Origin of the sequence: Pseudoalteromonas phenolica, from assembly GCF_044788725.1 — a bacterium.
GTDB lineage: Bacteria > Pseudomonadota > Gammaproteobacteria > Enterobacterales > Alteromonadaceae > Pseudoalteromonas > Pseudoalteromonas phenolica_C.
Genome location: NZ_CP173161.1, coordinates 469,056 through 493,727 on the forward strand (window position 1 = coordinate 469,056; position 24,672 = coordinate 493,727).

Annotated in this window: 23 protein-coding genes and 1 tRNA gene; 20 read left to right on the forward strand and 4 right to left on the reverse strand. The window is 37.9% G+C overall.

What is annotated here, in order from left to right; genetic code table 11:
- Positions 1-419: 419 nt before the first annotated feature.
- The 6 genes from ACH784_RS02180 (at position 420) to ACH784_RS02205 (ending at position 4,091) form a co-directional block, all read left to right on the forward strand.
- Positions 420-1,106: a PspA/IM30 family protein gene (locus ACH784_RS02180; protein WP_404393154.1), complete on the forward strand. Its 687-nt coding sequence runs from the start codon at positions 420-422 to the stop codon at positions 1,104-1,106.
- An 84-nt stretch (positions 1,107-1,190) separates the two neighbouring features.
- The gene (locus ACH784_RS02185; protein ID WP_404393156.1) at positions 1,191-1,391 is read left to right on the forward strand and encodes a PspC domain-containing protein; all 201 of its coding nucleotides are present in this window, start codon (positions 1,191-1,193) and stop codon (positions 1,389-1,391) included.
- 35 nt (positions 1,392-1,426) lie between these two features.
- Entirely contained in the window at positions 1,427-1,750 is a 324-nt protein-coding gene (locus tag ACH784_RS02190; RefSeq protein ID WP_404393158.1) for a hypothetical protein, read from the forward strand.
- 76 nt (positions 1,751-1,826) lie between these two features.
- The gene (locus tag ACH784_RS02195) at positions 1,827-2,330 is read left to right on the forward strand and encodes a copper chaperone PCu(A)C (protein WP_404393160.1); all 504 of its coding nucleotides are present in this window, start codon (positions 1,827-1,829) and stop codon (positions 2,328-2,330) included.
- 9 nt (positions 2,331-2,339) lie between these two features.
- Complete coding sequence (locus ACH784_RS02200) at positions 2,340-3,326, forward strand: DUF2333 family protein (RefSeq protein ID WP_404393162.1); 987 nt, start codon at positions 2,340-2,342, stop codon at positions 3,324-3,326.
- 3 nt (positions 3,327-3,329) lie between these two features.
- Positions 3,330-4,091, forward strand: coding sequence for a TIGR04219 family outer membrane beta-barrel protein (locus ACH784_RS02205; protein ID WP_404393164.1), 762 nt, complete (start codon positions 3,330-3,332; stop codon positions 4,089-4,091).
- A gap of 153 nt (positions 4,092-4,244) precedes the next feature.
- On the opposite strand, the gene ACH784_RS02210 is transcribed toward ACH784_RS02205, so the two are convergent.
- The 3 genes from ACH784_RS02210 to ACH784_RS02220 form a co-directional block, all read right to left on the reverse strand.
- Entirely contained in the window at positions 4,245-4,457 is a 213-nt protein-coding gene (locus ACH784_RS02210; RefSeq protein ID WP_404393166.1) for a hypothetical protein, read from the reverse strand.
- A 282-nt stretch (positions 4,458-4,739) separates the two neighbouring features.
- The gene (locus ACH784_RS02215) at positions 4,740-5,615 is read right to left on the reverse strand and encodes a TIGR03899 family protein (RefSeq protein ID WP_404393168.1); all 876 of its coding nucleotides are present in this window, start codon (positions 5,613-5,615) and stop codon (positions 4,740-4,742) included.
- Complete coding sequence (locus tag ACH784_RS02220) at positions 5,612-6,094, reverse strand: hypothetical protein (RefSeq protein ID WP_404393170.1); 483 nt, start codon at positions 6,092-6,094, stop codon at positions 5,612-5,614. The genes ACH784_RS02215 and ACH784_RS02220 overlap by 4 nt, the downstream gene beginning before the upstream one ends.
- 298 nt (positions 6,095-6,392) lie before the next feature.
- Between ACH784_RS02220 and ACH784_RS02225 the strand changes: the two genes are divergently transcribed.
- Positions 6,393-8,585 (forward strand): EAL domain-containing protein, encoded by a 2,193-nt coding sequence (locus tag ACH784_RS02225; protein WP_404393172.1) that lies wholly within the window; start codon positions 6,393-6,395, stop codon positions 8,583-8,585.
- A gap of 125 nt (positions 8,586-8,710) precedes the next feature.
- On the opposite strand, the gene ACH784_RS02230 is transcribed toward ACH784_RS02225, so the two are convergent.
- A tRNA-His gene (locus tag ACH784_RS02230) sits at positions 8,711-8,786 on the reverse strand.
- Positions 8,787-8,961: 175 nt separating this feature from the next.
- Between ACH784_RS02230 and ACH784_RS02235 the strand changes: the two genes are divergently transcribed.
- From ACH784_RS02235 to ACH784_RS02295, 13 genes are all read left to right on the forward strand, one after another.
- Complete coding sequence (locus ACH784_RS02235; RefSeq protein ID WP_404393174.1) at positions 8,962-9,777, forward strand: mechanosensitive ion channel family protein; 816 nt, start codon at positions 8,962-8,964, stop codon at positions 9,775-9,777.
- 18 nt (positions 9,778-9,795) lie between these two features.
- Complete coding sequence (locus tag ACH784_RS02240; protein WP_404393176.1) at positions 9,796-10,581, forward strand: YdiY family protein; 786 nt, start codon at positions 9,796-9,798, stop codon at positions 10,579-10,581.
- 125 nt (positions 10,582-10,706) lie between these two features.
- Entirely contained in the window at positions 10,707-13,331 is a 2,625-nt protein-coding gene (locus ACH784_RS02245) for an SLBB domain-containing protein (protein ID WP_404395164.1), read from the forward strand.
- Positions 13,332-13,354: 23 nt separating this feature from the next.
- Complete coding sequence (wecA, locus tag ACH784_RS02250) at positions 13,355-14,428, forward strand: UDP-N-acetylglucosamine--undecaprenyl-phosphate N-acetylglucosaminephosphotransferase (protein WP_404393178.1); 1,074 nt, start codon at positions 13,355-13,357, stop codon at positions 14,426-14,428.
- A gap of 234 nt (positions 14,429-14,662) precedes the next feature.
- Positions 14,663-15,619, forward strand: coding sequence for a Gfo/Idh/MocA family oxidoreductase (locus ACH784_RS02255; protein ID WP_404393180.1), 957 nt, complete (start codon positions 14,663-14,665; stop codon positions 15,617-15,619).
- A gap of 3 nt (positions 15,620-15,622) precedes the next feature.
- A complete protein-coding gene (locus tag ACH784_RS02260; protein ID WP_404393182.1) occupies positions 15,623-16,198 on the forward strand; it encodes a DapH/DapD/GlmU-related protein in 576 nt (191 codons plus the stop codon).
- Between the two features lie 20 nt (positions 16,199-16,218).
- Positions 16,219-17,289 carry a DegT/DnrJ/EryC1/StrS family aminotransferase gene (locus ACH784_RS02265; protein ID WP_404393184.1) on the forward strand — a complete coding sequence of 357 codons (1,071 nt, stop codon included), beginning with the start codon at positions 16,219-16,221 and terminating at the stop codon, positions 17,287-17,289.
- A gap of 11 nt (positions 17,290-17,300) precedes the next feature.
- Positions 17,301-18,689 (forward strand): oligosaccharide flippase family protein, encoded by a 1,389-nt coding sequence (locus ACH784_RS02270; RefSeq protein WP_404393186.1) that lies wholly within the window; start codon positions 17,301-17,303, stop codon positions 18,687-18,689.
- The gene (locus tag ACH784_RS02275; RefSeq protein WP_404393188.1) at positions 18,686-19,861 is read left to right on the forward strand and encodes a glycosyltransferase; all 1,176 of its coding nucleotides are present in this window, start codon (positions 18,686-18,688) and stop codon (positions 19,859-19,861) included. The genes ACH784_RS02270 and ACH784_RS02275 overlap by 4 nt, the downstream gene beginning before the upstream one ends.
- Complete coding sequence (locus ACH784_RS02280) at positions 19,858-21,438, forward strand: asparagine synthase-related protein (RefSeq protein WP_404393190.1); 1,581 nt, start codon at positions 19,858-19,860, stop codon at positions 21,436-21,438. The genes ACH784_RS02275 and ACH784_RS02280 overlap by 4 nt, the downstream gene beginning before the upstream one ends.
- A gap of 31 nt (positions 21,439-21,469) precedes the next feature.
- Positions 21,470-22,399, forward strand: a complete 930-nt coding sequence (locus tag ACH784_RS02285; RefSeq protein ID WP_404393192.1) for a Wzz/FepE/Etk N-terminal domain-containing protein — start codon at positions 21,470-21,472, stop codon at positions 22,397-22,399.
- A complete protein-coding gene (locus ACH784_RS02290; protein WP_404393194.1) occupies positions 22,386-23,444 on the forward strand; it encodes a glycosyltransferase in 1,059 nt (352 codons plus the stop codon). The genes ACH784_RS02285 and ACH784_RS02290 overlap by 14 nt, the downstream gene beginning before the upstream one ends.
- Positions 23,441-24,580 carry a hypothetical protein gene (locus ACH784_RS02295; protein WP_404393196.1) on the forward strand — a complete coding sequence of 380 codons (1,140 nt, stop codon included), beginning with the start codon at positions 23,441-23,443 and terminating at the stop codon, positions 24,578-24,580. The genes ACH784_RS02290 and ACH784_RS02295 overlap by 4 nt, the downstream gene beginning before the upstream one ends.
- Positions 24,581-24,672 lie beyond the last annotated feature (92 nt).

Sequence of the window (24,672 nt, forward strand, 5' to 3'; positions counted from 1 at the left end):
AAATCAGCGGCTTCTTTGTTTTTATATTCGATGACTTTAAATCTAGTGTAAAAATGCGCGGGGTAAACCCGCGCCTACATATGCGGTTTTGGTTGTTGTTGGGTTGTCGCCGTAAACGACGACCTACATAACAATGATGGTTTCAGCTGTTGGATTGTAACCGTAAATGAAGACCTACAAAAATATCGTGATGGGCCTCACCTGTAGGTCGTGGCTTTAGCCCGACAATAATCTGCAAACAATTCTCATGTTGACTAAATTGACTACTTTTTAGTTTATTTCACGAAATCATTAAATTTACCTCTCCTGTAAAAACTACCCAAAAACAGTTAAGTTTATGTTTTAAATTGTTTTTATTTGTTGGCACAAAGATTGGAATAGCTTTAGTAACCCAATTGCCAAATGCATAGGAGCAGAACATGGCCTTAATCGACAGAATTGAAGATCTTATTAAATCAGAAATTAATGCGTTTTTAGACAAAGCAGAAGATCCACAAAAAATGACTGCGCAGATTGAGAGTGAGCTACAAGATGCCTTGGCTGAGTGTCGTTCAACTGCTGCACAGATCATCGCAGAGCAAAAAGGTTTATCTCGTCAACACAATGACTTAGCAAAAGGTATTGAGCGTTGGCAGCAACAAGCTGAATTAGCGGTCAGTAAAGAGCGTGATGATTTAGCTAAAGCGGCACTTATCGAAAAGCAAAAGCTTGTAGATGCTCAGGAAGAGAACCAAAAGCAAGCGGCACAACTAGAAGACGCGCTACAAAAGCTTAATGAAGATGCCGGTAGGCTAAGTAATAAAATTGCAGAGGTAAAAGCAAAACAGCAGCAATTTTACAGAGCACAAAATAGCGCAGTAGCACGGTTGAAAGTACGTAGTACGCTGAACAGCGAAGAAGTGCAAAACGTGTACGCACGTTTCTCGCAGCTAGAACAGAAAGTGGAGCGTATCGAAGCGCAAGTTGAAAGCTACGACCTTGGTAAAAATGATGTTTATCAAGAGTTCAAGCAAATGGAACAAGACGAAAAGCTAAGCGAAGAGCTGGCTGCATTGAAACAAAAAGTGTCTGGCAAGCAGGCTGTAGAGCAATCAACTTCTGCATAGTAAATAAAAGTTTGCTAGGTATTAATTCGTTTTGACAGGCTCGGCGCAATGAGGCGCCTCCCTAAATTCTTCTGGAGTAGAGTTATGAATATGCAACAAACAACCAAAACATGTCGTCGTATTTTATCGAGAAAGAAAATAGCAGGTGTATGTGCTGGGCTGGCGGAGCGTTTCGACTTACCTGTGTGGTTAACGCGCGTATTAACAGTACTTGTGTTTTTGAAGTTCCCAATGCTGACTGTTATGGCTTATGGACTTTGTGCCGTGTTATGGCCAAAACAGTAAAAGCGAATTAAGTAATAGAGGCAAAGGAGGTAGATATGAAAACAGCATTAATTTTATTAGCGGCACTTCTTTTTGTAAGCGCATTAAGCTGGGTTCAAACGCCTGTGATGTTCTTTGCGATGCCTGAATTTATTTGGGAAATAAGCTGGGTCGGTATCGAATTATTCGCGCTCTTAGCAGGCATTATTGCTGTCATTGCGCTGGTGGCATTAGTGAGTGTCGGAGTAATTGGATTGGTGTTAGTTGTGCTCATTGGGCTAGTGTTAGCATTATTATTTAATTCCATCTTTATTGCTCTGCCATTACTTATGTTAGTTGGATTAGCTTGGTTACTTAAGGAAGAGTCTCCAGCATACTAGATCTCTACCAGATCAAAGGGTTTCTTGATTTTTCATGCTATGATGTTGCAAGTTAAACTTTTTCAAAGGAATACGCATGTTATTAAGAACTCTTTCTCTGGCGGCTGCGCTATTATTCTCAGGTATGTCACAAGCGCATGAAGGTCATAGCCACGAGCACCATGATATACAAAAAGAACTCATGGTAACGGATGCGAAGATCCGCACTTTTTTACCTGCGGCTAAATCAACGGCTGCCTATTTCACCATTCATAATCCAACAGACAAGCTTGTATCTTTGAAGAAAGCCTCTATCACAGGCATAGGACGCGTTGAGATCCACGAACATGTACACAAAAATGGCATGATGCACATGCAAAAAGTCGATTTTGTTGAAGTGCCAGCTAATCAGCAAATTGTGTTTCAACCTGGTGGTTTTCACTTAATGGCATTTGAGCCTGAATCTGAACTAAAAGTCGGTGAGAAACGTAAATTGACGTTATATTTTGATAATGGTGACAGGTTGTACAGCTTTGTTGAAGTTGTTTCATTGAAAGACGCTTTTGAAAAGCCGAAACATGCTCATCATAATCACCATTAAGGAGGGGTTATGCAAAAACATTTAGGAAAGATCAGCGCAGCGATTGGTGTGCTTTTTGTACTGAGTTATTTTGTTGCTGTGTACTGGAGTATAGAGCCTAGTGCTTTCAATGTCGTTGAAAAGGCGAAGCAAACAGCAGAGCAACAGCAAGTAAAGATTGTACCCGGCTATGTCACTACTACGGCTTTGATTGAGGTGAGTGAAACGCTGCTTAATAAGCCAGGCGGATATTTATCGAATGATAAAATGCCACCGAGTGTGTTAATGGATAATATGCCTGCTTGGGAATATGGCGCACTTGAAATGGTGCGAGATCTGGCGTTATCGATGCGAAAAGATTTTAGTCGCTCTCAGTCTCAATCGACAGAGCATCCAGCGCTTAAAAAAGCACAGCCGCAATTTAATATCAGTTCGACAGCTTGGTTATGGCCAAGTGCTGAGGGTGAATATCAAGTAGGTATTGAGCAATTAAAAACGTACCGTGATCAGATTGCTAATCCTCAAGATAGAGAAAGTCAGTTTTATGCTCGTGCTGATAATTTACGTAGCTGGTTAAAAGAAGCTGAAAAGCGCTTAGGCAGTTTAAGTCAGAGATTAAGCGCAAGTGTTGGTCAAGATAGAGTTAATACTGATTTAGCGGGAGATTCAGCTGCAAATCAGGCAACTCACGCACCTAGTCATCACTTAGTTAAGACTTCATGGTGGAAAATTGACGATGTATTTTATGAATCTCGAGGCGCTACATGGGCACTTTTACATTTTTTAAAAGCGGTAGAACATGATTTTGCTGATGTACTTGAGAAAAAGAATGCTAAAGTTAGTTTACAGCAAATTATTCGCGAGCTTGAAGCAACCCAAGAAACCGTGTGGAGTCCAATGATTTTAAATGGTAATGGCTTTGGTTTTGTTGCTAACCACTCGCTGGTAATGGCAAACTATATATCAAGAGCAAATGCAGCTCTTATTGAACTCAGTGAACTTCTAGCGCAAGGATAAAAAATGAAAAAGTACTGTTTAGCTGCAGCATTATCAATGGCTTTCTTAGCACCCGTTGCAAAAGCAGATATGTTGTTAGGTTTATACGTAGGGGCTGATGGCTGGCAGAGTGAAAACTCAGGTAGCTTTGCAGGTAAAGGTCAGGCAGAAAACTTCAATTTTGAAGACAAGACATTCTCAAGCTACTATGCGGCGTTTGAGCACCCAGTGCCACTGGTTCCAAATATCAAGTTGAAGTACACACAATTAGAGTTAGATGGTAAAACTCGTCTAACAGAAACATTTGAGTTCGATGGCCAAAACTTCACAGTGGGTACAGACGCAAACCTAATGACTGATTTCAGCCATATGGATTACACGCTTTACTACGAACTATTTGATAACGACTTAGTATCTATAGACTTCGGTGTAACTGTTAAACATTTTGATGGTGACGCGACGGTACAAGGTACCGTTGAAGGCCAGTCAAGAACAGAAACTATTGATTTCTCTGCGCCAATCCCACTAGGTTATTTACGCGGTGAGGTAGGTTTACCATTAACAGGTCTGAGTGTATTTGCAGAAGGTAACTTGCTTGCAATCGACGATAGTAAAATCCAAGATTATCAAGTTGGTATCGCTTGGGAAGTGATTGACAACCTTGCGGTAGATATTGCAATCCGTGCCGGATACCGTTCGTTTATCGTAGAACTTGATGATGTTGATGACATCAGTACTGATTTAGAAGCTTCAGGCCCATTTGCGGGTATTCAGGTTCATTTCTAAGCATGAAAGCTGAAAGTAATGAGCTGGTGAGTTAAAAATTAGCGAGTTACGAGAAATAAAATCTTAGTAGGCGCGGGTTTATCCCGCGCTTTTTTGTATTGGTTAGTTAGTCCAGATAACTTGTAGCGCTTCTCTAAGTTTAAAAAGTTAAACTTACCAAGCGTTGTCATCCTGACGAAAGTCAGGATCTATTCTTGCGTAAATAGACCCTGAAATAAATTCAGGGTGACGAGCACTTATTAAATCTGCGAGGAGTAAACCTGCTCCTACAAAGGACAATTCCCCCCCAGCAGGCGCCGACTTTATGTCGCGTTTTTTTATTGGGTTAAATTTGATAATTTGTGGCTCTTTCCTAGGTTTTAACACCAGCTCTCCTGATTAAGAATTATTGAAAGGGTACTTGGAAAGGGCACTTGAGAAGTTAAACTGGCTTATCGTTGTCATCCTGACGAAGGTCAGGATCTATTCTTGTGTAAATAGACCCTGAATTAAATTCAAGGTGACGAGCACTTATTAAATCTGCGCGGGGTAAACCCGCGCCTACAAAGGGCAATTGTACCCCTGTAGGCGCCGACTTTATGTCGCGATTTTTTGTGGACTTTGATAATTTGCTTACCGCTTACCGCTTACCGCTTACCTCTTAAAAACCTAGCTCCATTCACAAGTAAACTCTTCCTGCATAGCCTGTTCTAATAGCTGCTTATATTGTTTATTGACTGGTGCAGTGATCAGGCGCTTTAACTCTTCACCAGTTTGGGTCAGCTTGTAATAGCTCAAAACAAGTTCATTGCTTTTTGCGGTGAGAGTGAGCTTTTTATTTTGAAAGCTTAAAGTAAAACTTTGCCCTTGCTTTAAGCTCGGAGACTCAATTTCTTTCCTGTATATCAAACCTATATCCATTAACGTTAGAATATTTGGAAAGCTCAATCCGGACTGGGCTAAGTTGATTGATTCTTTATTTCCTTTGCGTAAAAGATCGAAAAAAGAAGGTTTTTTGTAATACCCCAGCATAATTAAGTAGCTGCCTTCATGCTCAACAAAACCGCAAAGGGGTGCGCATTTTTGCAATGCATTAGCTTCCTTCTGAGTCATTTGTTTTAAGGTTTGCAGGCTTTTAATTGAAAAAGTACCTGGTGATAAGGTTTCTCCTACCAATATTTTTGCCCATAAAGTCTGCATTGCTTGATTGGTAATATCTTCTGCTAGCGCAATAAAGTGCTCTAACCAATCGGGGTCAGGTCGACCTTTACTCACTACGTCAGGGCATAAACTGAGTGCACCGGCCATAATAGCTTCTATATTGATTTGTCGTTGTATTTTTTGAAGTTGTTGGCGTTTCAGGGCCCTTTTTAACGCAGAATGATTTGCCTGAACTGAGTACTCTATGGTGCGCTTTCCCTGAGGAGAATATTCCGAGTTGCTAGGCGCTCTGGTTATATTGCTCTTTTTTACCATCGGATAACCTAGCTTTTCTTCTATGAGCAGAGCTAGGCTGGCCTTACTGTTCGCTTTCTTGACCGTCATTTTAGATCCTTCTGAGCAAGCTTTAATTGGGATTGAAGATTATTAACACTTGACCTAAACATGTTATCGGCCAAAGAGCGAATAAATAAAACAGTCACTCCTCCACTCACAGTTGAATGAATGGTTCCCTTTAATACGTGATTTAGCTGAAGAGAATGTGGTGTTTTATCTATTGAGAATACCCCGAACATACTGTGTTCGTTATTAACTAAAAGAGAGTAATGAATAGCGTTATCGGTCAAGCGCGTAATACTAATTTCAATATCAGTATTAAGTGATTGCAAGAATGCATTTGCACCCAGCGTATTACTGGGCGAAGAAATGTGCAGTTCAAAATCATCATTATATTTCTTCCATGCCATTAATTCGGGCCAGTGTTTGATGTCAAACAGGATCAGTTTTGCATCATCAAACGAGCCATGAATTTCAGCCTGATGCTCTATCTTAAATTGACGGGGTAAGCAAACAACAATAAGCAACCCAATGACAAGGGCAAATAAGCATATTTTGATTGATTTGGCTCTAACAGAAATAAGTATGCTCCTTGAGCAAAAATGATAAATTTGGATTTGTATTTATTTCGATAAGATAGTCTATAATAGTTTAATGACCTAAATAAATAAGTCGTGACTTAGAAATTTTTGTTGTGGTCTCTAGGGTTTACCTCTGCTAACAATTAAGTTATATCTTAAGGTAAAGCGTACATACCCACTTCATTTATGTTTTATTAAGAATAATAAAACTTTAACTAAAGCGGTAAGAGTTGAAGGATTTTGAATGGCGTCTGAGCAAGATGACTTTTTGTTTTTAGATCACGAAGATGATACTCCAGAAAGCAATTTGCCACAGGGATATTGGGATATTCTGGTGGTTGATGACGATCCTGAAATTCACTCCGTAACCAAACTCGCTTTATCAGGCGTAGAGTTTTGGGGAAAAGCGCTGCGCTTTCACCATGCTTATTCTGGTGAAGAAGCCATTCAACAACTCATTCATAACCCTGAAATATGCTTACTGTTGCTCGATGTAGTGATGGAAAGTGATGATGCAGGTTTAAAAGTCGTTAAAAAGGTGCGCGACGAGCTCGATAACAATAATGTGCGTATTATTTTACGAACGGGTCAACCGGGTCATGCACCTGAAGAACAAGTAATACGTGAATACGACATAAATGACTACAAAATGAAGACAGAGCTGACACGAAGTAAGCTGGTTACATCTTTAATGACAGCGCTGCGTTCATTTCAACAAATCTGCGAGCTAGAAGCGCAAAGTGAAGGGCTTGCAAATATTCTCGATGCCTCAAATGCCATTTTAGGTCATAACAATATTAGCGGGTTTAGCCAGTCAGTGGTGATGCAGTTAGCTAACATTTTGGCGAACGATGCTAATGGTTTTGTATGCGCTCAAGTTTCAGGCACAAGTTCATTAGTTATTTTAGGTGGTACGACACAATACCATGAATATATAGGACAGGGAGTTGAACAGCTCGATAATGGCCGCGCTATTATGCAAGTTAAAACATGCATTGAGCAAAAGCGGCATCAACAGACAGAGCATGATCTCACCCTATTCTTAGAAAAAGATAACGAACAAGCTGCAATTTTTGTTGAATTAGCTTTGCAACCCTTACCAAGACAAATTCAATTTGCTGAGATATTTTTAGCCAATGTAGGTGTCGGATTAGACAATATTAAACTGTTTAGTCAAATTAGAGAGGTGGCTTATAAAGACCCGCTTACAAAGCTAGCTAACCGCACAAGTTTTGTTGAACAACTAGAAAAAACCAATCGCAGTGAAGCGCTTTCACTCATCTTATTAGATATTGCTCAGTTTTCAGATATCAATAATGGTCTTGGTCAGGAAGTCGGTAATCAATTACTCATGGCTGTCATGCAACGCCTTGAGCAAGATATTCCAAATGCAAAAACACTTGCGAGAATTGGCGCTGATGTATTTGCTTTTCTACTACCTACGGTTTCGCTTCACGAAGAGTCTTTGATTGATGAATTAACCATTCCTTATCAGTTAAAAGAACATTTGTTATCGATACATTTCCATATGGGTTTATGTAAGTGTGAAGATTTTAGTGACACAGGACTAGAAACCCTTAAGAAAGGCTATATTGCGCTAAACCAAGCAAAGCAAAGTCACAAAGTGTTTGATTGGTATACACCAGATCTAGAAGAAAAAATGGCTTGGAGATTGGGGTTAATTCGACAGTTAAGAAGCGACTTCGAACAGCACAAACTCGAAGTTTGGTATCAGCCACAATTTTCCGCCAAAAACCAACAGATAATAGGGTGTGAAGCGCTGCTTCGTTGGCCCTCAGATAACGGCCGATATATTTCACCTGCGATCTTTGTACCTTTAGCAGAAAGCTCAGGCCTTATTGTTGAAATTGGTCAGTGGGTTTTAGAGCAGGCTTGTTTGCAGCAAAAACGGTTTGCCCAGTTAGGTTTAGATATCGGTGTTGCTGTTAATGTCTCAGTCCCTCAATTCAAAACTGCTAATTACGCAACAACAGTAATGAATACATTAGAGCAATATGATGTGCCTAGTAGTAAAATTGAGCTTGAAGTAACAGAAAGTGTTGTTATGGACGAAATCAGTAGTGTGATAGACACGCTCGATGAATTAAAAAGCTACGGTATAGAAGTCGCAATTGATGATTTTGGTACTGGGTTTTCGTCATTAAGTTATTTACAAAAGCTGCCTTTATCACGTTTAAAAATAGATCGAGCGTTTATAAAGGACATTCCTGATAGCGACACCGGTGCGATTGCTGAGCTTATTGTCTCATTAGGTAAAAATCTTGGACTAAAAACAATAGCTGAGGGCGTTGAAACTCAAGTTCAGCTAGAAAGATTGCAGCAGATGGGATGTGATGAAATCCAGGGGTTCTTGCTTGGTAAACCCATGCCTGTCGATGAGCTGATGGCTTTTGTGCAAAGTAAGTTAGAAAGCTAAATATAAATCAGCGAATAAAAAAATATTTAGAGAAGCAGGGTTAAGTAATTTTGAAGGTGTTGAAACTTAAGGTTTTTTAATACTTTGAAATAGGCTAAATAAGAACTTACTTAGCAAAGAGAAGATGGGGCGACTGATGGGGCTCGAACCCACGACAACCGGAATCACAATCCAGGGCTCTACCAACTGAGCTACAGCCGCCGCAATAACACCTCGTTTGGTGTGGCGCGCATAATACATAAAAAAGATAAGCTTGCAAAGCATAATTTTTATTTTATTTAAATTTAATAAAAAAGTATTTTTCCGTAAAGGTAATGTTCATATTCAGCGTGTATAATGCGCAAAAATTCGCTCATCATAAATGTAAGGAGAGTGCATGGAAGTTCTAATCAATTGGATCAATGAAAACTCAGATCTAATCACCCACTATGCTCTACAAGGTATTTTAGCCATTGTAGTTCTGCTTATCGGTTTAAAAGTTGCTAAATTCTTTAGTAATTTAACTGAAAAAGCATTTGCTAAAAGAAAAATCGACAAGGCTGTAGCCGGTTTCATTTCAAACATTGTTTATGCGCTTGTTTTTGCGGCAACAGTTTTGATGGCGCTTTCACAAGTGGGCATCGAAACAACCTCGTTTGTTGCTATCCTAGGTGCTGCAGGTTTAGCTGTAGGTTTAGCTCTTCAAGGTTCACTTTCAAACTTTGCTTCAGGTGTACTGATTATTGTATTACGCCCATTTAAGTCAGGTGATTACATTGAAGCTGGCGGCCAAGCTGGTAGCGTAGAGCGCATCGAAATTTTTGCTACAGAGCTACGTACACCAGATAATAAAACCATTATCATGCCAAACTCAGCGATTATGGGTGGAGCAATTGTTAACTACTCTCGCCAAAAAACGCGCCGTATTGACCTTGTTATTGGGGTTAGCTATGACGCTGACTTACGCCAAGCGAAAGAGGTTTTAAAGAGTGTATTAGATAAAGAAGCACGTATTCTAAAAGAGCCAGCTTATACCGTAGCTGTTCAGGCTTTAGCTGATTCAAGTGTGAACTTTGTAGTTCGCCCTTGGGTTAACACAACTGATTATTGGCCGACATATTTTGCGTTAGTCGAAAATATTAAAATTGCTTTAGATGAAGCAGATATTACAATCCCATATCCTCAAATGGATGTTCACCTTCATAAAGATTAATTACAGGGTTATTGATAAATGAAATTAAGACTTTTATCTCTTTGCGTTATTGCAGCAACATCAACTCACAGTTTTGCAGAGGAAGCAAAAGAGAAAAAAACATGGGATGTGACAAGTGAAGTTGGCGCAATTGTTACCAGTGGTAACACTTCAACGACAACACTTAAAGGTGGCATTAAAGCGAAACACCACTTAGAAAACTGGAATAATGAGTACAAGTTAAGTGGCATCTATAAAGAAGATGAAATTGAAAATGAAGCTGGTGAGCGTGAAAAAGAGCGTACGAACGAAAAATACTCAGCTTCAGCTCAAGGTAACTACAAGTTAAACGAAGATCATAGTCACCTATTTGTATATGGTTCATATGACTCAGACTACTTTGGTGCTTACCGTAATGAAGCCGTATTTTCTGTTGGTTACGGTCTTCGATTGTTTAACAGCGATAACATGTATCTAAATGCAGAGGTTGGTCCGGGTGTTAAGCGTTTTGAGTACCAAGAAGACAGCTCAGAGCTGGATGACAGCGGTAACTCGTTAGCTGGCGAATCTGAAAACGAAGTAATTGGCGTTGCTAAATTAGACTATAACTGGCAGGTTTCTGAAAATGCGCGTTTCACACAACTTCTTTCAATGGAATATGGTGATACAAACACGAAAACAGTCTCAGAATCAGCGCTTCTTACAAAAATCAATGGCTCACTACAAATGAAGTTTGCATATAACATTACGCATAATTCAGATGTAAGTGAAGAGAAAAAAAATACAGATACAGAGACTTCATTGACATTAGTTTACAGTTTTTAACAAACTGGACTGATAAAATCTCTAGAAAGACGCAGAAAGGGACGAAAGTCCCTTTTTCTATGGGTGACTATTCGTGTAGAATATGCAATCTTTTTGGCCACGACTTATAGGATGTTAGTTTGAATATGTTTTTTAAACGTGTTTTTGCGATGATTGTAGTGCTATTTTCATGTACTACGTTAGCATTTACCCCAACTGCGGAACAAATAGAACAGTTTAAAAAGCTACCAAAAGCACAGCAAGAAGCGCTAGCTAAACAATACGGTATCAATATATCATCGCTCAATAATATGACAAATAAAAGTCAAGATGTTGAAAATATTGATAACACGGTAAAGCCAAGAAATACAAATACACCCCTTGAAGAAAATCCGAAAGACAAGTTTGATCCGACAGAAGACCCTTTAAAACCTTTTGGTTATGAGCTTTTTTCAGGTGAGCCATCTACCTTTACGCCAGTAGATAATGTCTCAGTGCCTGCGGATTATATTATTGGTCGCGGTGACACAATTAATGTCAATTTATACGGTAAAGAAAGTGCTTCACATACCTTAGTTGTTGATAATGAAGGGCGCCTCACTATTCCTGATTTTTCACCTGTACAAGTAGCTGGGGTAACCTATGGTGAGTTTAAACAACTTATTAAAAACAAAATCTCTCAAGAAGCAATTGGTCTAAATGTCTTTGTTTCGATGGCTGAACTTCGCTCTATGCGTATTATGGTCGTAGGAGAAGCATACAAACCAGGTAGCTATACTGTTTCAGCATTATCAACTGTGACACATGCATTACATGCAAGCGGCGGATTAACAGAAATTGCAAGCTTAAGAAATATTCAAGTTAAGCGTAATAACAAGACAGTTTCAAAATTAGATTTATACGATCTGTTACTAGATGGAGATGCGAGTGGTGATATTACTCTACGCTCTGGTGATGTGATTTTTATCCCTTCAGTTGGCCCTCAGGTTACCGTCAAGGGGGCTGTTAAACGCGAAGGCATTTTTGAGCTGGCAAAATCAGATACTAAAGAGTCATTAGTGAAGATGTTTGGTGGGTTTAAAGAAAATGCATTTACCAAGCAGGTGCAAGTACGCCGTATTAAAAATGGCGCTAAAAGCCTCGCTATCTCAGCTGACTTTTCAAATTCAAACTCAAACTTTATACCGCAAGGTGGTGATACATTTACAGTCCAAGAGGTAAATAAAGAGGTTGTAGACTCAGTTACCTTGATAGGTGCAGTTGTTAGGCCTGGTGTTTATGAATGGCAGCCAAACCTGACTGTAGATAAGTTATTACACAATTTAAAAGCTGATCTACTACCTCAAGCAGATTACAGTTATGCGCTTATCGTTCGTGAAAAGACAGAAATTGGAGATGTTGAAGTTATACAGTTTTCATTAGCAGAGGCATTAAAGAACAAGAATATTTTGCTGAACAAAAATGACGAAGTGTATGTTTTTAGTCGTTTTGAGTATCGTGAAACAGAAGAGCAGGCCTTAGCAAATTTAGCACTTACTGAAGAACAGAAGCTTCAACAGCAGAAAGTAAAGTTGTGGCACTTGTTCGAATATCAAGAGTTCAAGAATAAAGTACAAACTTTCGATGAAGTTGTGCAGTTTGAGTTAGAAAAGATTGCTCTGGAAGAAGAGCAAGAGGTTGTTGAGCAAGAGGGCGAGTACGCAACATTTAGCAGAACCGAATTGCTACAACCTTTGTTAAAGAGACTAGAGTTTCAAGCAACTTCGACACAGCAAAATGCAACAATAGAAGTTTTAGGCCAAGTACGCTTCCCTGGTATTTACCCACTTACTCATAATTCAACGGTTGCACATGCAATTGCAGCGGCAGGCGGATTACTTGAGTCAGCTTATATTCAACAAGCCGAACTAACTCGATTTGTGAATCAGAGCGGTCAACAATTTGAACATATTCAAATCAATATTAACGAACCTTCTTCGTTAATGATGCCTTTAAAGAGCAAAGATACATTGAATGTGTTGATGCAACCAAATTGGCAGCATGGCTACAAAGTTACACTAGAAGGTGAGGTTAAATTCCCGGGTACTTATACTGTGAGTCGTGGCGAAACGTTAGAAGATGTAATAAAGCGTGCCGGCGGCTTATCTGAATATGCAGAACCGAAGGCTGCAATTTTTACTCGAGAGTCAATTAAAGAGCAAGAGCAGCTTCAGCTATCTAAGCTTTCTGAAGAGTTGAGAAAAGACATTGCATCAAAAAGCTTCCAAAAATCAATCGGTATGAATAACACCATCAGCTATGAAGAAATGAACAAGCTGCTTAAAGATCTTGCGAGTGTTAAAGCAGTTGGCCGTTTGGTTATTGATTTACCAGACATTTTGGCAAAGCGCGACTCTTTAGTATTGCAAGACGGTGATGCGCTTTACATTCCAGGTAAGCAAGATTCAATTTCTATTATCGGTGAAGTTAACTACGCGTCATCGCACTTATTTAAATCAGGTGTATCAATTGACCAGTATTTAGAACTAAGTGGTGGTGTTAAAGACAGAGCCAAAGAAGACCAAATCTACGTAATTAAAGCCAACGGTGCTGTATTTATCCCTAAGTCATCGGGATGGTTTTCGGTTAATTACCAAAATGAGTTAGAGCCAGGAGACACCATTGTAGTCCCTATGGACGCATCTCATATGGATAATCTAACACTTTGGAGCACAGCAACTCAGATCTTCTACCAGCTAGGTGTTGGTGTTGCGGCGATTGCAAGAATATAACAGGTTAAAAGTATAGTATTAATATGACAACTCCTTTTATTGTTACAGCTTTTTGTTTTGGTGTTTTTGTTTCAGGGATCTTTGTGTTACTAATGCACCGTTTGGCAGTTCCTTTAGGCCTTTTAGATTCTCCCTGTGAAAGAAAGAGCCATAATGGGCAAATTCCTTTAGTTGGTGGGGTGGCTGTATTTATAGCTTCCGCTTTTATGTTTTTATTCTTTCAAGATTCTTCACTAAAAAGAGATCTATTTCTTGTTGCAAGTGCAATTATTGTATTTATTGGTGTTTTGGATGATAAATATGATTTAACGGTCCGTTCACGTTTAATTGGACAAAGTTTAGTCGCACTTATCCTAATTGTAGGTTTAGAAAAACACTTTTTTACGTTGGGTGATTTATTTTCATTAGGTAGCGACATTGAGCTTCATAATACAGGCATAGTATTCACTGTATTGGCTGTACTGGCAGTGATTAATGCATTTAATATGATAGATGGTATAGATGGTTTATTGGGTTTTGTTTCTTCAATTTTCTACACATTTTTAGGAATACAGGCATTTTTGAATGGTAATGACTATGTATTTATGGGCTGTTTGATACTGGTCTCTTGCCTCATCCCATTCCTATTGGCTAACTTGGGCTTCAAACCTATAGGCAATAAAAAAATATTCATGGGTGATGCAGGTTCTATGTTTATGGGCCTCACGGTCGTATGGTTATCGGTAGAATCAAGTCAATCCGGGCAGGTTATAGTTAGACCTGTAACATTGTTATTTTTTGCTGCCCTTCCAATTATAGACATGCTAGCTATTATTGTAAGGAGAATTCGAAAAGGGAAGTCACCTTTTGTGGCAGACCGAGATCATATACATCATATTTTCATGCGAGGCGGATTAACACCTAGGCAAACTCTGCTAGTCTTAGTCTCACTATCTATTATAAGTGCTTTATGTGGGTTTATTCTTGAGTTTTTTCATTTCCCAGACTTGATCGTTTTAATTGTGTTTGTATGTTTGTGTGCTGGTTATAGCTTTATGGTTCTCCATTCTTGGCGATTTTGCCGTTGGCTAAGAAGAAATTTTAATAATAAAAAGTAAGAACTGGGGGCTATATGGCGCTTGAATGATGGTTATTGTATCTCTTAAGTGCTTTATATGACTTGAAGAAGGTAAGTATGATGGTGTTGTACTTGCTGTTGATCATTCTGAGTTAAGGGATATGGGGGAACAGAAACTCCGCTCATTCGGTAAAGATAAGCATGTTTTATATGATGTTAAACACGTATTTAAGCCATCAGAAGCAGATATTAGACTTTAGGGAATTTATATAAAATGAAAAATTTTGCATTAATAGGTGCGGCGGGTTATATCGCGCCACGTCACCTGCGTGCAATTAAAGACACTGGTAATAACCTTGTCGCAGCAATGGATATTAACGACTCAGTTGGCATTATGGATAGTCATTTTCCAGAAGCTGAGTTTTTCACTGAGTTTGAAGGCTTTACGGCATTTGTTGAAGATCAAGAAATGCGTGGTAAGAAGTTAGATTACATTGCAATTTGTAGTCCGAATTATCTGCATGCACCACATATGAAGTATGCACTTAAAAATGGTATTGACGTAATTTGTGAAAAGCCATTGGTTCTAAACTCAGAAGATATGGATATTCTAAAAGAGTATGAGAAAAAGTACGGGGCAAAGGTAAATTCAATTCTGCAGTTACGTCTACACCCTTCTATCATTGCGTTAAAAGAAAAAGTAGCAGCTGCACCAGCGGATAAAGTGTTTGATGTAGACCTAACGTATATGACTTCACGTGGTAAGTGGTATATGAAGTCTTGGAAAGGCTTTGACCATAAGTCTGGTGGAGTAGCGACAAATATCGGTGTACATTTCTATGACATGCTGCACTTCATCTTCGGTGAGCTGAAAAGCAATGAAGTGCATTTCAGAGATGAGAAAACAGCAAGTGGTTATCTTGAGTATGAGCGCGCGCGCGTAAAGTGGTTCTTATCAATCGACTCAAACAATCTACCTGATAATGCTGTGAAAGGTGAAAAGCTTACTTACCGTAGTATCACAATCAATGACGGTGATAACACTGAAGAGCTAGAGTTTTCAGGCGGTTTTACAGACCTACATACGCAAAGCTATCAAAATGTGTTGGTAGGGAATGGTTTTGGTATTGATGAAAACCGTATTGCGATTGAGACTGTTGAGAACATTCGAGTTCAAGATATTGTTGAAGCAGGCGAGAAAGCACATCCATTACTATCTAAGGTGCTATAACCTATGAGCTACCATGTACATGAAAGCGCCATTGTTGATGAAGGTGCGCAAATAGGTGCAAACACGCGTGTATGGCACTTTGTGCATGTGTGTGGTGGCGCGCAAATAGGTGAAAATTGCTCACTAGGTCAAAACGTATTTGTCGGCAACAAAGTTACGATTGGTAACAATGTAAAAGTACAAAACAACGTTTCAGTATATGACAATGTTTACCTAGAAGATGACGTGTTTTGTGGTCCTAGCATGGTGTTTACTAATGTTTATAATCCACGTTCATTTATAGAGCGAAAAACGGAGTACCGCGATACCTTAGTAAAGCGTGGCGCAACGTTAGGTGCAAATAGTACTATAGTCTGTGGTGTAACCATTGGTGAATACTCACTGGTTGGTGCAGGTGTTGTTATCAATAAAGACGTAAAACCTTTTGCTCTTATGGTTGGTGTACCGGCCAAACAAATTGGCTGGATAAGCAAATACGGTGAGCAGCTAGACCTACCGCTTGAAGGGAATGATATAGCAACCTGCGAACATACAGGTGAGCAATATCAGTTAGAAAACGGCTTTGTTTCAATTAAATAATTCGTAGAAGTAATTATTAAATGCAATTTATAGATTTGGCTGCGCAATATCAGCACTTAAAAGAAAAAATCGATGCACGCATTCAAACAGTGCTAGACCATGGTCACTACATCATGGGTCCTGAAGTGCAAGAGTTAGAGCAGCAGTTATCAGAATATGTCGGTGTTAAACATACCATTAGCTGCGCAAATGGTACTGATGCATTAACGCTCGCACTGATGGTGTTAGATGTTAAAGAGGGTGATGCGGTTTTTTGCCCGACATTTACGTTCTTTGCAACAGCAGAAACCATAGCCTTTGAAGGTGCAACGCCTGTATTTGTTGATTCTAATGAAGATACATTCAATATTTGCCCAATTGACCTAGAAAAGCGTATTGAAGCAGTCATCGCAGAGGGTAAATTAAAACCTAAAGCAATTATTGCTGTCGACTTATTTGGTCTACCTGCTGACTATCCTGGGCTTAGAAACATCGCAGATAAATATGGTTTAAAAATCATTGAAGATGCAGCGCAAGGCTTTGGTGGTGAAATCAATGGAAAACGCGCTGGCTCATTTGGCGACATAGCGACAACAAGCTTTTTCCCAGCAAAGCCGTTAGGTTGTTATGGTGATGGTGGTGCATTATTTACAGATAATGATGAATATGCAGAACTACTAAAGTCATACCGTGTACATGGTAAAGGCAAAGATAAGTATGACAATGTGCGTATTGGTATGAATTCACGCCTTGATACGATTCAAGCGGCGGTTTTACTTGAAAAGCTAGCTGCGTTTCCCCAGGAACTGCTCAATCGCAATAAAGCTGCAGAAAAGTACACTGCAGAATTAAAAGGTATATATAAAACACCGATTGTCCCGAATGGTTATGTTAGCTCATGGGCTCAGTATACGTTAGTAGCGGAAGACCGAGATGCAGAGATGGCTAAATACAAAGCCGAAGGCGTTCCAACTATGGTCTACTACGGCACGTGTATGCATCAACAAACTGCGTTTAAAGCGCTAGGTTATCAGCAAGGTGATTTTCCGGTGGCAGAGCGTTTAGCAAGTTCGGTGTTTAGCTTGCCTATGCATGGGTATTTGCTCACTTAGCGTTTAAAGTAATGAATAGTAAATTCACTAAAAATATTGTAACTCTAGCAAGTGGTACAGCGTCAGCGCAGGTGCTCTTGCTATTAATATCCCCTCTATTAACTAGACTTTATACTACAGAACAATTTGGTACCTTTGGAGTTTTCTTAAGTGTCTCTACGATTTTGCTTGTTGCTGCAAGTTTTAAATATGAATTGGCATTACCGTTAATTAAAACTCATCGAATTGCTAAGGCAGTAATTCAGCTATGCATGTTTATTCTAACTGTAGTCTGTTCAATAATTAGTGTGCCAATATTTATATATACTGAAGAGATCTCATCTATACTGGGTATTTCTAGTGCTAAAAATGTTTTGTACTTTTTGCCTGTAACATTATTTTTTTGTGGTGCTTATCAAGTTTTTAATTTCTACTGTATTAGAACCTCTAAGTTTAAAATGCTTAGTATATCAAAAGTTGTACAATCTATTTCTATGGCAGTCTCTCAATCTTTGTGCTCCTTTTTTACTTTGTTTGGTTTGGTTTATGGTTACTTTATTGCTTTTTTATCTTCACTAGTTTTTTTTATTAACTTTCGAAAGATATATTTATATTATAAAACAGTTAAAATTATGGAAGTTAGAGCTGTTGCTCGAAAGTATATCAACTTTCCTAAATACTCATTAATCGCTTCTTTAGCGAATACATCTAGCACAATGCTACCTGTGATATTGTTTTCTTCTTTTTACTCGGCTAGTGCAATAGGCCTTTATGTTCTTGCTCAGAGAGTTTTAATGGCACCGGTATCTATTGTTGGTACTGCGGTCAGTAACGTATTTTTATCTAATGCACGTGAGTATAGAGAAAAGGGGCGACTGAATAGTGAAACGCTAAAGATTCACACGCAACTTATTGCTATTTCAACGCCTGTGGCTGCGTTGTTTTCTATGTATCTACCAACACTTTTTTCTGTAATATTTGGTGAAGAATGGAGTGAAGCTGGGGAAATATCAAAATATTTGTTACTTTGGGTTTATTTTGTTTTTACAGCATCTCCTATAAGTTCAGTCTTAGTTGCAATTGAAAAGCAAAAGCTTGGTGCTCAATTTGATTCTATAGTTTTGTGTATCCGAGTGGGATTTATTTTTTTATTATCTCGTCTGTCTTTTTTAGACGCGCTTATTTACTTTTCTATTCTAAACGCACTGATTGTTTTGTGTTTTATAGGAATTGTATTTGCTAACTTAAATGTGAGTCTGTTACGAGTATATGCACTACATCTGAAGCATATTACTTATTACCTCTTACCTACTTTGGTTGTTTACTTCTCAATGAGTGAATACTCCGAACTTAGTCGATTTATGATTTCTTTTTCCTTAGTTAGTTTGCAATTTTACTTAATAAAAAAGGCAAAGTTTTGAAAATTCTTGTTTTACCATCATGGTACCCTCCTTATGGAGGGGGGTTTTTTGAAGCGCAAGCTGAGGGTTTGCTTGAACAGCAGCAGGATGTTCAAGTTTTATCTATAGAGAGAGTTTCGCCGCGTAATTTTTTATCTTGGGTAAAGGCGCTAATATGTATTTTCTTTGCAGATTATAATATAAGACAAGACAAAAGGCTTTCAGTTATTGTGAGTCAAATCCCGGGTATACCTAGGCTAGATAGACTACATGCTTTTTTATATGCATATAAGAGTTATAAAGTATTTAAAAAATTCAGTAAAAATAATGATTATACCCCTGATGTCATACATGCACATAGCCTCATATGGGCAGGTTTTGCTGCTTTTAAAATCAAAAGCAAGTTTAATATCCCATATATCGTTACAGAGCATAGAGGGCGGTTCTCAAACAATCAATTCGTATCCTGTGCTGAGAAAAAAGAAATGTCACTTTTAGAGGTTGCGCTTGCTGCTCAGCATGCGTCTAAAATACTGTGTGTCTCGAGTGTACTAATCCCATTTATCAAAAGTATAGCACCTAGCTCCAATATCGAAACATTACCAAACTTAGTTAATACTGAAAGTTTTAAGGTAAAAACGGTATCACCTAAAAAGGGCACCGTCTTTATATGTGTAGCAAGTCTTATCCCATTAAAAAATCATGAAAACCTACTTAGAGCTTTTCACGAAATAGTACAAAGTGATGACTTGTTATATATAGTTGGCGATGGTGTTCTGAAAGAGAAGCTTAAACTGCTTTGTAAGCAGCTTGACTTGTGTAAACAGGTTTATTTCGCAGGGCATGCTTCACCAGAGCAGGTTGCAGCTTATCTAGAAAAATCAGATGTGTTTGTTTTACCAAGTAAGTATGAGGCTTTTGGTGTGGTCTATATTGAAGCAATGAGTGTAGGGCTGCCAGTTATAGCTAGTAAAGGGACCGGGGCGGTTGACTTTGTTGACTCTGAAAATGGAAGGTTGGTAGAGCCAAGTAATATAAATGAGTTAGCTGAGACAATGCTTTTCTTTAAAGAAAATAAAACGAAATTCAATGTTGATTTAATTTCTTTGAATGTTAAAGAAAATTATAAAACTAATGTAATCATAAAAAGCCTTATTGAGCATTTAACTTTAGCTAGGGAAAATAATACATGAGTTATAGTGTAATGAGTAACATTCTTGAGACCTCAAAAGTAACTGGGCGGCCAGTATACGACGGTAAAATTATTGATACTGAGGCTTTTGGAAATATAGTTAGTGGTGCCACTATATCTGAAGTTATTCGTGAGCTCTGCGGATTCTTTTCTATACATTTTCAAGATGAAGAGAATGTCTATCTGGTGACTGATAGGGCAAGAACAATACCTCTTTTCTACTCAGTAAGCGAGAATCGCATACTCGTTTCTGATGACTTTGAGTGGATAAAAGAGTTACTCGGCTCAAATGCCATGTGTAATCATTCTTATGATGAGTTTTTATTAACAGGCTATGTATGCGGCTCAAACACATTGCATGAGAATATTAAACAAGTAGAAGCAGGGCAATTGGTGAAAATAAGAAAATCAAATGGCGAGGTAGAGTTTCATGATTATTTCCTGCTTGATCACATTGAACCTGCTGAGTACCTGTTGGGTGATCTTGAATGTAACTTAAGAGAAGTTATAGATAGTGTGTTTTCTAGGCTATTAACTATTGCAAACGGAAGGCAAATAGTTCTTCCTCTGTCAGGTGGTTTTGATTCTCGCTTAATAGCTTCAACACTTAAGAAGCTAAATTATAAAAATGTAGTCTGTTTTTCTTATGGGAAATCAGGAAACAAAGAGTCAACCTTCAGTAAAAATATAGCGGATACATTAGGTTATCCTTGGTATTTTATTGAATACACAAGTGAGAAGTGGAACCAGGTGTGGTTTTCTGAAGAAGCAAGAGCTTTTCAGGTAATGGCCTCTAAAGGAGTTTCTTTACCTCATATTCAAGATTGGTTGGCAGTACATGAATTGAAGAGCTCAGGGGTAGTGGATAAGGATGCTATTTTTGTTCCTGGACATAGCGGAGACTTTGTTGCAGGTTCACATATTCCTAGCGAGGTATTTAGTAATGAAAAACTAAATAAAAGCCAGCTTATAAAGCGAATAATATTAGATCATTATTCATGTCTCCCTATTGAGTCTAGTAGTACTTTTGCAAATAGCTCTGTCTTGAAAGAAAAGATTGAAGACGATTTACCTATGTCTTTTGAAGAGACAAATACATCATATGCAAATATATATGAATGTTGGGATTGGAGAGAGCGGCAGTCAAAGTATATTATTAACTCCGTTCGAACATATGAGTTTTTTGGTTTCGATTGGTGGTTACCTTTATGGGATAAAGAGTTTGTGGAGTTTTGGTGTCGAGTTCCTCTTTTAGTAAGAAAGGAAAGGCTTTGGTATAATGAAGAGGTTTCGAAAATTTATGAATCTCAAGCCGGAGATAGGAATAGCCTTGCTAAAAAAAATGCTGCAGAAAAAAGCATGTTTAGAAAATTGGCTCACGCTACTTATCCTATACTTCCTAAATACATTAAAAAATGTATTTATAAGAGGAAGCTAAGGGCTGATTTTGAAAATCACTTCTTGCAATTAGGTTCATTACTGTCTAAACCACAGAAGGTTGAGAACAATAAATATAATTACACCATAATTGGAATTTATAACAGGTTATACCTTAAGAATGAGTGGGGAAAGAAATGAATTTGAATACAGTTTTAAGGCTGAGTTTTACATGAATAAAAGCGAACTATCTAACGACGATATAGATCTATCGGTTTTTTTAAATGCATTAATAAGACAAAAGTGGGTTATCGCTCTTTTTATATTTTTAGCTTCAATTTCTGGTTTATTTTATAGTTTAAGTTTACCTAACTTGTATACCTCCCATGTTCAACTGATGCCGGAGAAAGGTTTAAATGCTAGCGGTTCTAATGGGTTAGGGGCTTTAAGCGGCGGGTTGAGTATGCTTGGAATAGGAAAGCAAGGTCAAGATAACTACGTTTCAATTGCTTTAAAACTTTTAGAAGGGAATAATTTTATCGGAGAGTTTTTGAATGAGCATAATTTAGAAGCAGTATTTTTTGCATCCAAATCTTGGGAGCCAACTTCGAATACTCTTTTCTTCAATGAAAAGCTATATGACGGTAAAGAGTGGCTTAGAGAAGAGACCATCTTGAAAGGTAAAGAGCCGACACATAAAGAATTGTCAGAGAATTTTCGAAGTGAGCATTTGTCCCTTAGTTTAGATGACAAAACAGGGTTTGTAAGCATTTCTGTTAGTCATGTAAGTCCTCATGTTGCTTATAGCACTTTAAATAACCTAATTCAATATATAAATAATGAATTACGTAACCAAGCAATAGAAAAATCAAATAAAAAGATTGCTTATTTAAAAGACGCGATTTCAAATACAAGTGACTCAGAAATTAAAACAGGCTTTATTAATATGCTAGTTGCCGAAGAGAAAGATAAAATGCTTGCTTCAGTAAACACTGAATTTGTTTTTACTGTAGTAGACCCCGCTTTTTTACCATCTGACAAATCGGGCCCTAAGAGGTTGATTATATTGTTGATGTTTGTTTTTTTTGGTGGTTTCCTTGGTGTGCTTATTGCACTGATTAAAGAGTTTTATTTTAAGGGAAAGCAAAATGAAGAAAGTTGATTATTACTCTCTAATTGACTTTGAAAATAGTCCAGGTGTTGCTAATAAACTTTTAAATACAGTGGAAGCATTTGAGAAGGTTGGGTATAAATCTAAAAGTTCGTTTTTTAGCCTATCCATATCTGGTGGTTTTAAAATGCTTGCTGCTGCATTAAAGACTGAAGCTGAGTTTGTTTTTTTCCGGTATTCATTAATCTTCTCTCCTTTACTATTTTTTATCATTTGCTTTTTGCGCTTGAAGGGGAAAAAGGTAATTGTTGATGTGCCAACACCAAGGTGTGTTGTTGCCCGTGAAATCTTAAACACGAAAACACTGGGTGGGTATGCAAAATATTTGATTCTCCTTTGTTCTGGGCCTTGGGTGTTATGGCCTGCAAACAGGGTAATTCAATACTCTAAGGAGTCATTTTGGTTTTCTTTTGGTTTAAAAGGTAAAACAAAGAAAATGGGAAATGGAATCTTAGTTGATAAACTCCCGCTTTCAGAGTCAACTTTATCAGATGAACAACCGATTCAACTTGTCTCAGTAGCACTCATTGCATATTGGCATGGATACGATAGACTTCTGAGAGCTTTGAGTAAGATAGATAGCCTGCATCCAAATAAATACCACCTTACTATTGCGGGAGATGGAGAAGAGTTAGAGAATTTAAAGAATTTGACGAATGCTCTATCTTTAAAGAATGTTACTTTTACAGGCATGCTAAATAAACAAGAGTTAGATCAAGTTTATAGCAAAGCTCATATCGGAGTTTCCAGTCTTGGTTTACATCGAAAGGGAGTTTTTGAGGCTGCGGATTTAAAAACAAGAGAGTATGCAGCAAGAGGTTTAATGATACTTGGCTCTGGTATAGATGTAGATTTTACGGATAATCCTGCTTTTCGACTCACAGTCCCATGTGATGAAAGTATTCAACCAATTGTTGACTTATTGAGCTCGTTGCGGCCAGCCTCATTTATAGAAAAATCAAAAATTAGAGAGTATGCACATGAAAGACTTTCGATGGAAGTCAAAGTAAAAGAGATGCTCTCTGGGTTATCATGAAGCTAACTAAACCTATATGGCTGGGTGAGAGTTATAAATCTGTCACTTCAGCGCTTTTTGCGTTGTGTTTTTTGTTCTCATTTACATTCTACTTAGTAGGTGTTGAGCTATACTTTACGTTTGTTTTTGATCTGCTCATTTTTTCTAGTATTTTCCTATTTAAAACTACTAGGGGGTTCACGCTTATAGTTATTTTTTTATTAGCGTACATTTCTTATCATTTTTTATATGTTCACTATTTCTTTGGTAGTGCCCATTTTAGAGATTTATTATTATCTTTAAAATTTATACTCTATTTCACAATTTTGAGTGGTTTAGTTAAAAGAGAAATTGTTTCTGTTGAGTATTTTTCTAAGGGTTTTTTATTCCTGATGGGGTTCTTTTTAGTAAAATACTCAATGGCACATATAATGGGAGACAGAAGACCTCCACTCTATACAGAAAACAACTTTGAAATGTGTTTCTTGTCGGTGCTGTATTTAGTTTATGTGTTTTTTGGTAAATCCAATGGATGGAAGTTTATATTATTTTCTCTTGTGATAGTTTTGTCAGGTTCTCGATCAGCCATACTCTGCTTAGTTCTGATATACCTATACCAATTTAGGCCTTTTTATAAAATCAACCTTATTCAGTTACTTAAACTTGGAGCGTTATTTGTGATCGGCTCGCTAGCATTGTTAATAATTATGTCTAGAATGACTTCAGGTGGGTTGGAGGGCGTTGATAGGTATGTATTCTTTATGGTTTTTGTCGAGAACTTATCCGGTTGGGGCTTAAAAGAGCTCTTATTAGGTAACAGCCCTTTAACTCCCTTAACACCAGCTTCATGTGAGCAGTTATCTTATTATCAAAGTTTGTTTTCGAGAGTGAGTGATGGGGTATGTTATCCACTCATCTTACATCTTTTTTGGCTACGTGTTTTTCTAGAGCATGGGTTATTAGTAATATTAATACTTTGCATTTTGACAATATGCATACTTAAATCGAAAGGGTTTGATAACAGGGCGGCATTTTTTACACTGGGTATTATTTCAGTTAATGGGCTTTCTGTATCTGCTTTTAGTAGTTCGATTATCTTTTTTTCACTGATTGTGATCGTTTTAATGAAACCGCTTCATGAGTATCGTTTAAAATAAAGCATCTTGATAGTTTTGTTAAAGTATTCACTAAAGCAATTGCTTCCGTATCAATTAAATTAGTTTCTAGTTATGTAGTATAGGGTTAGATA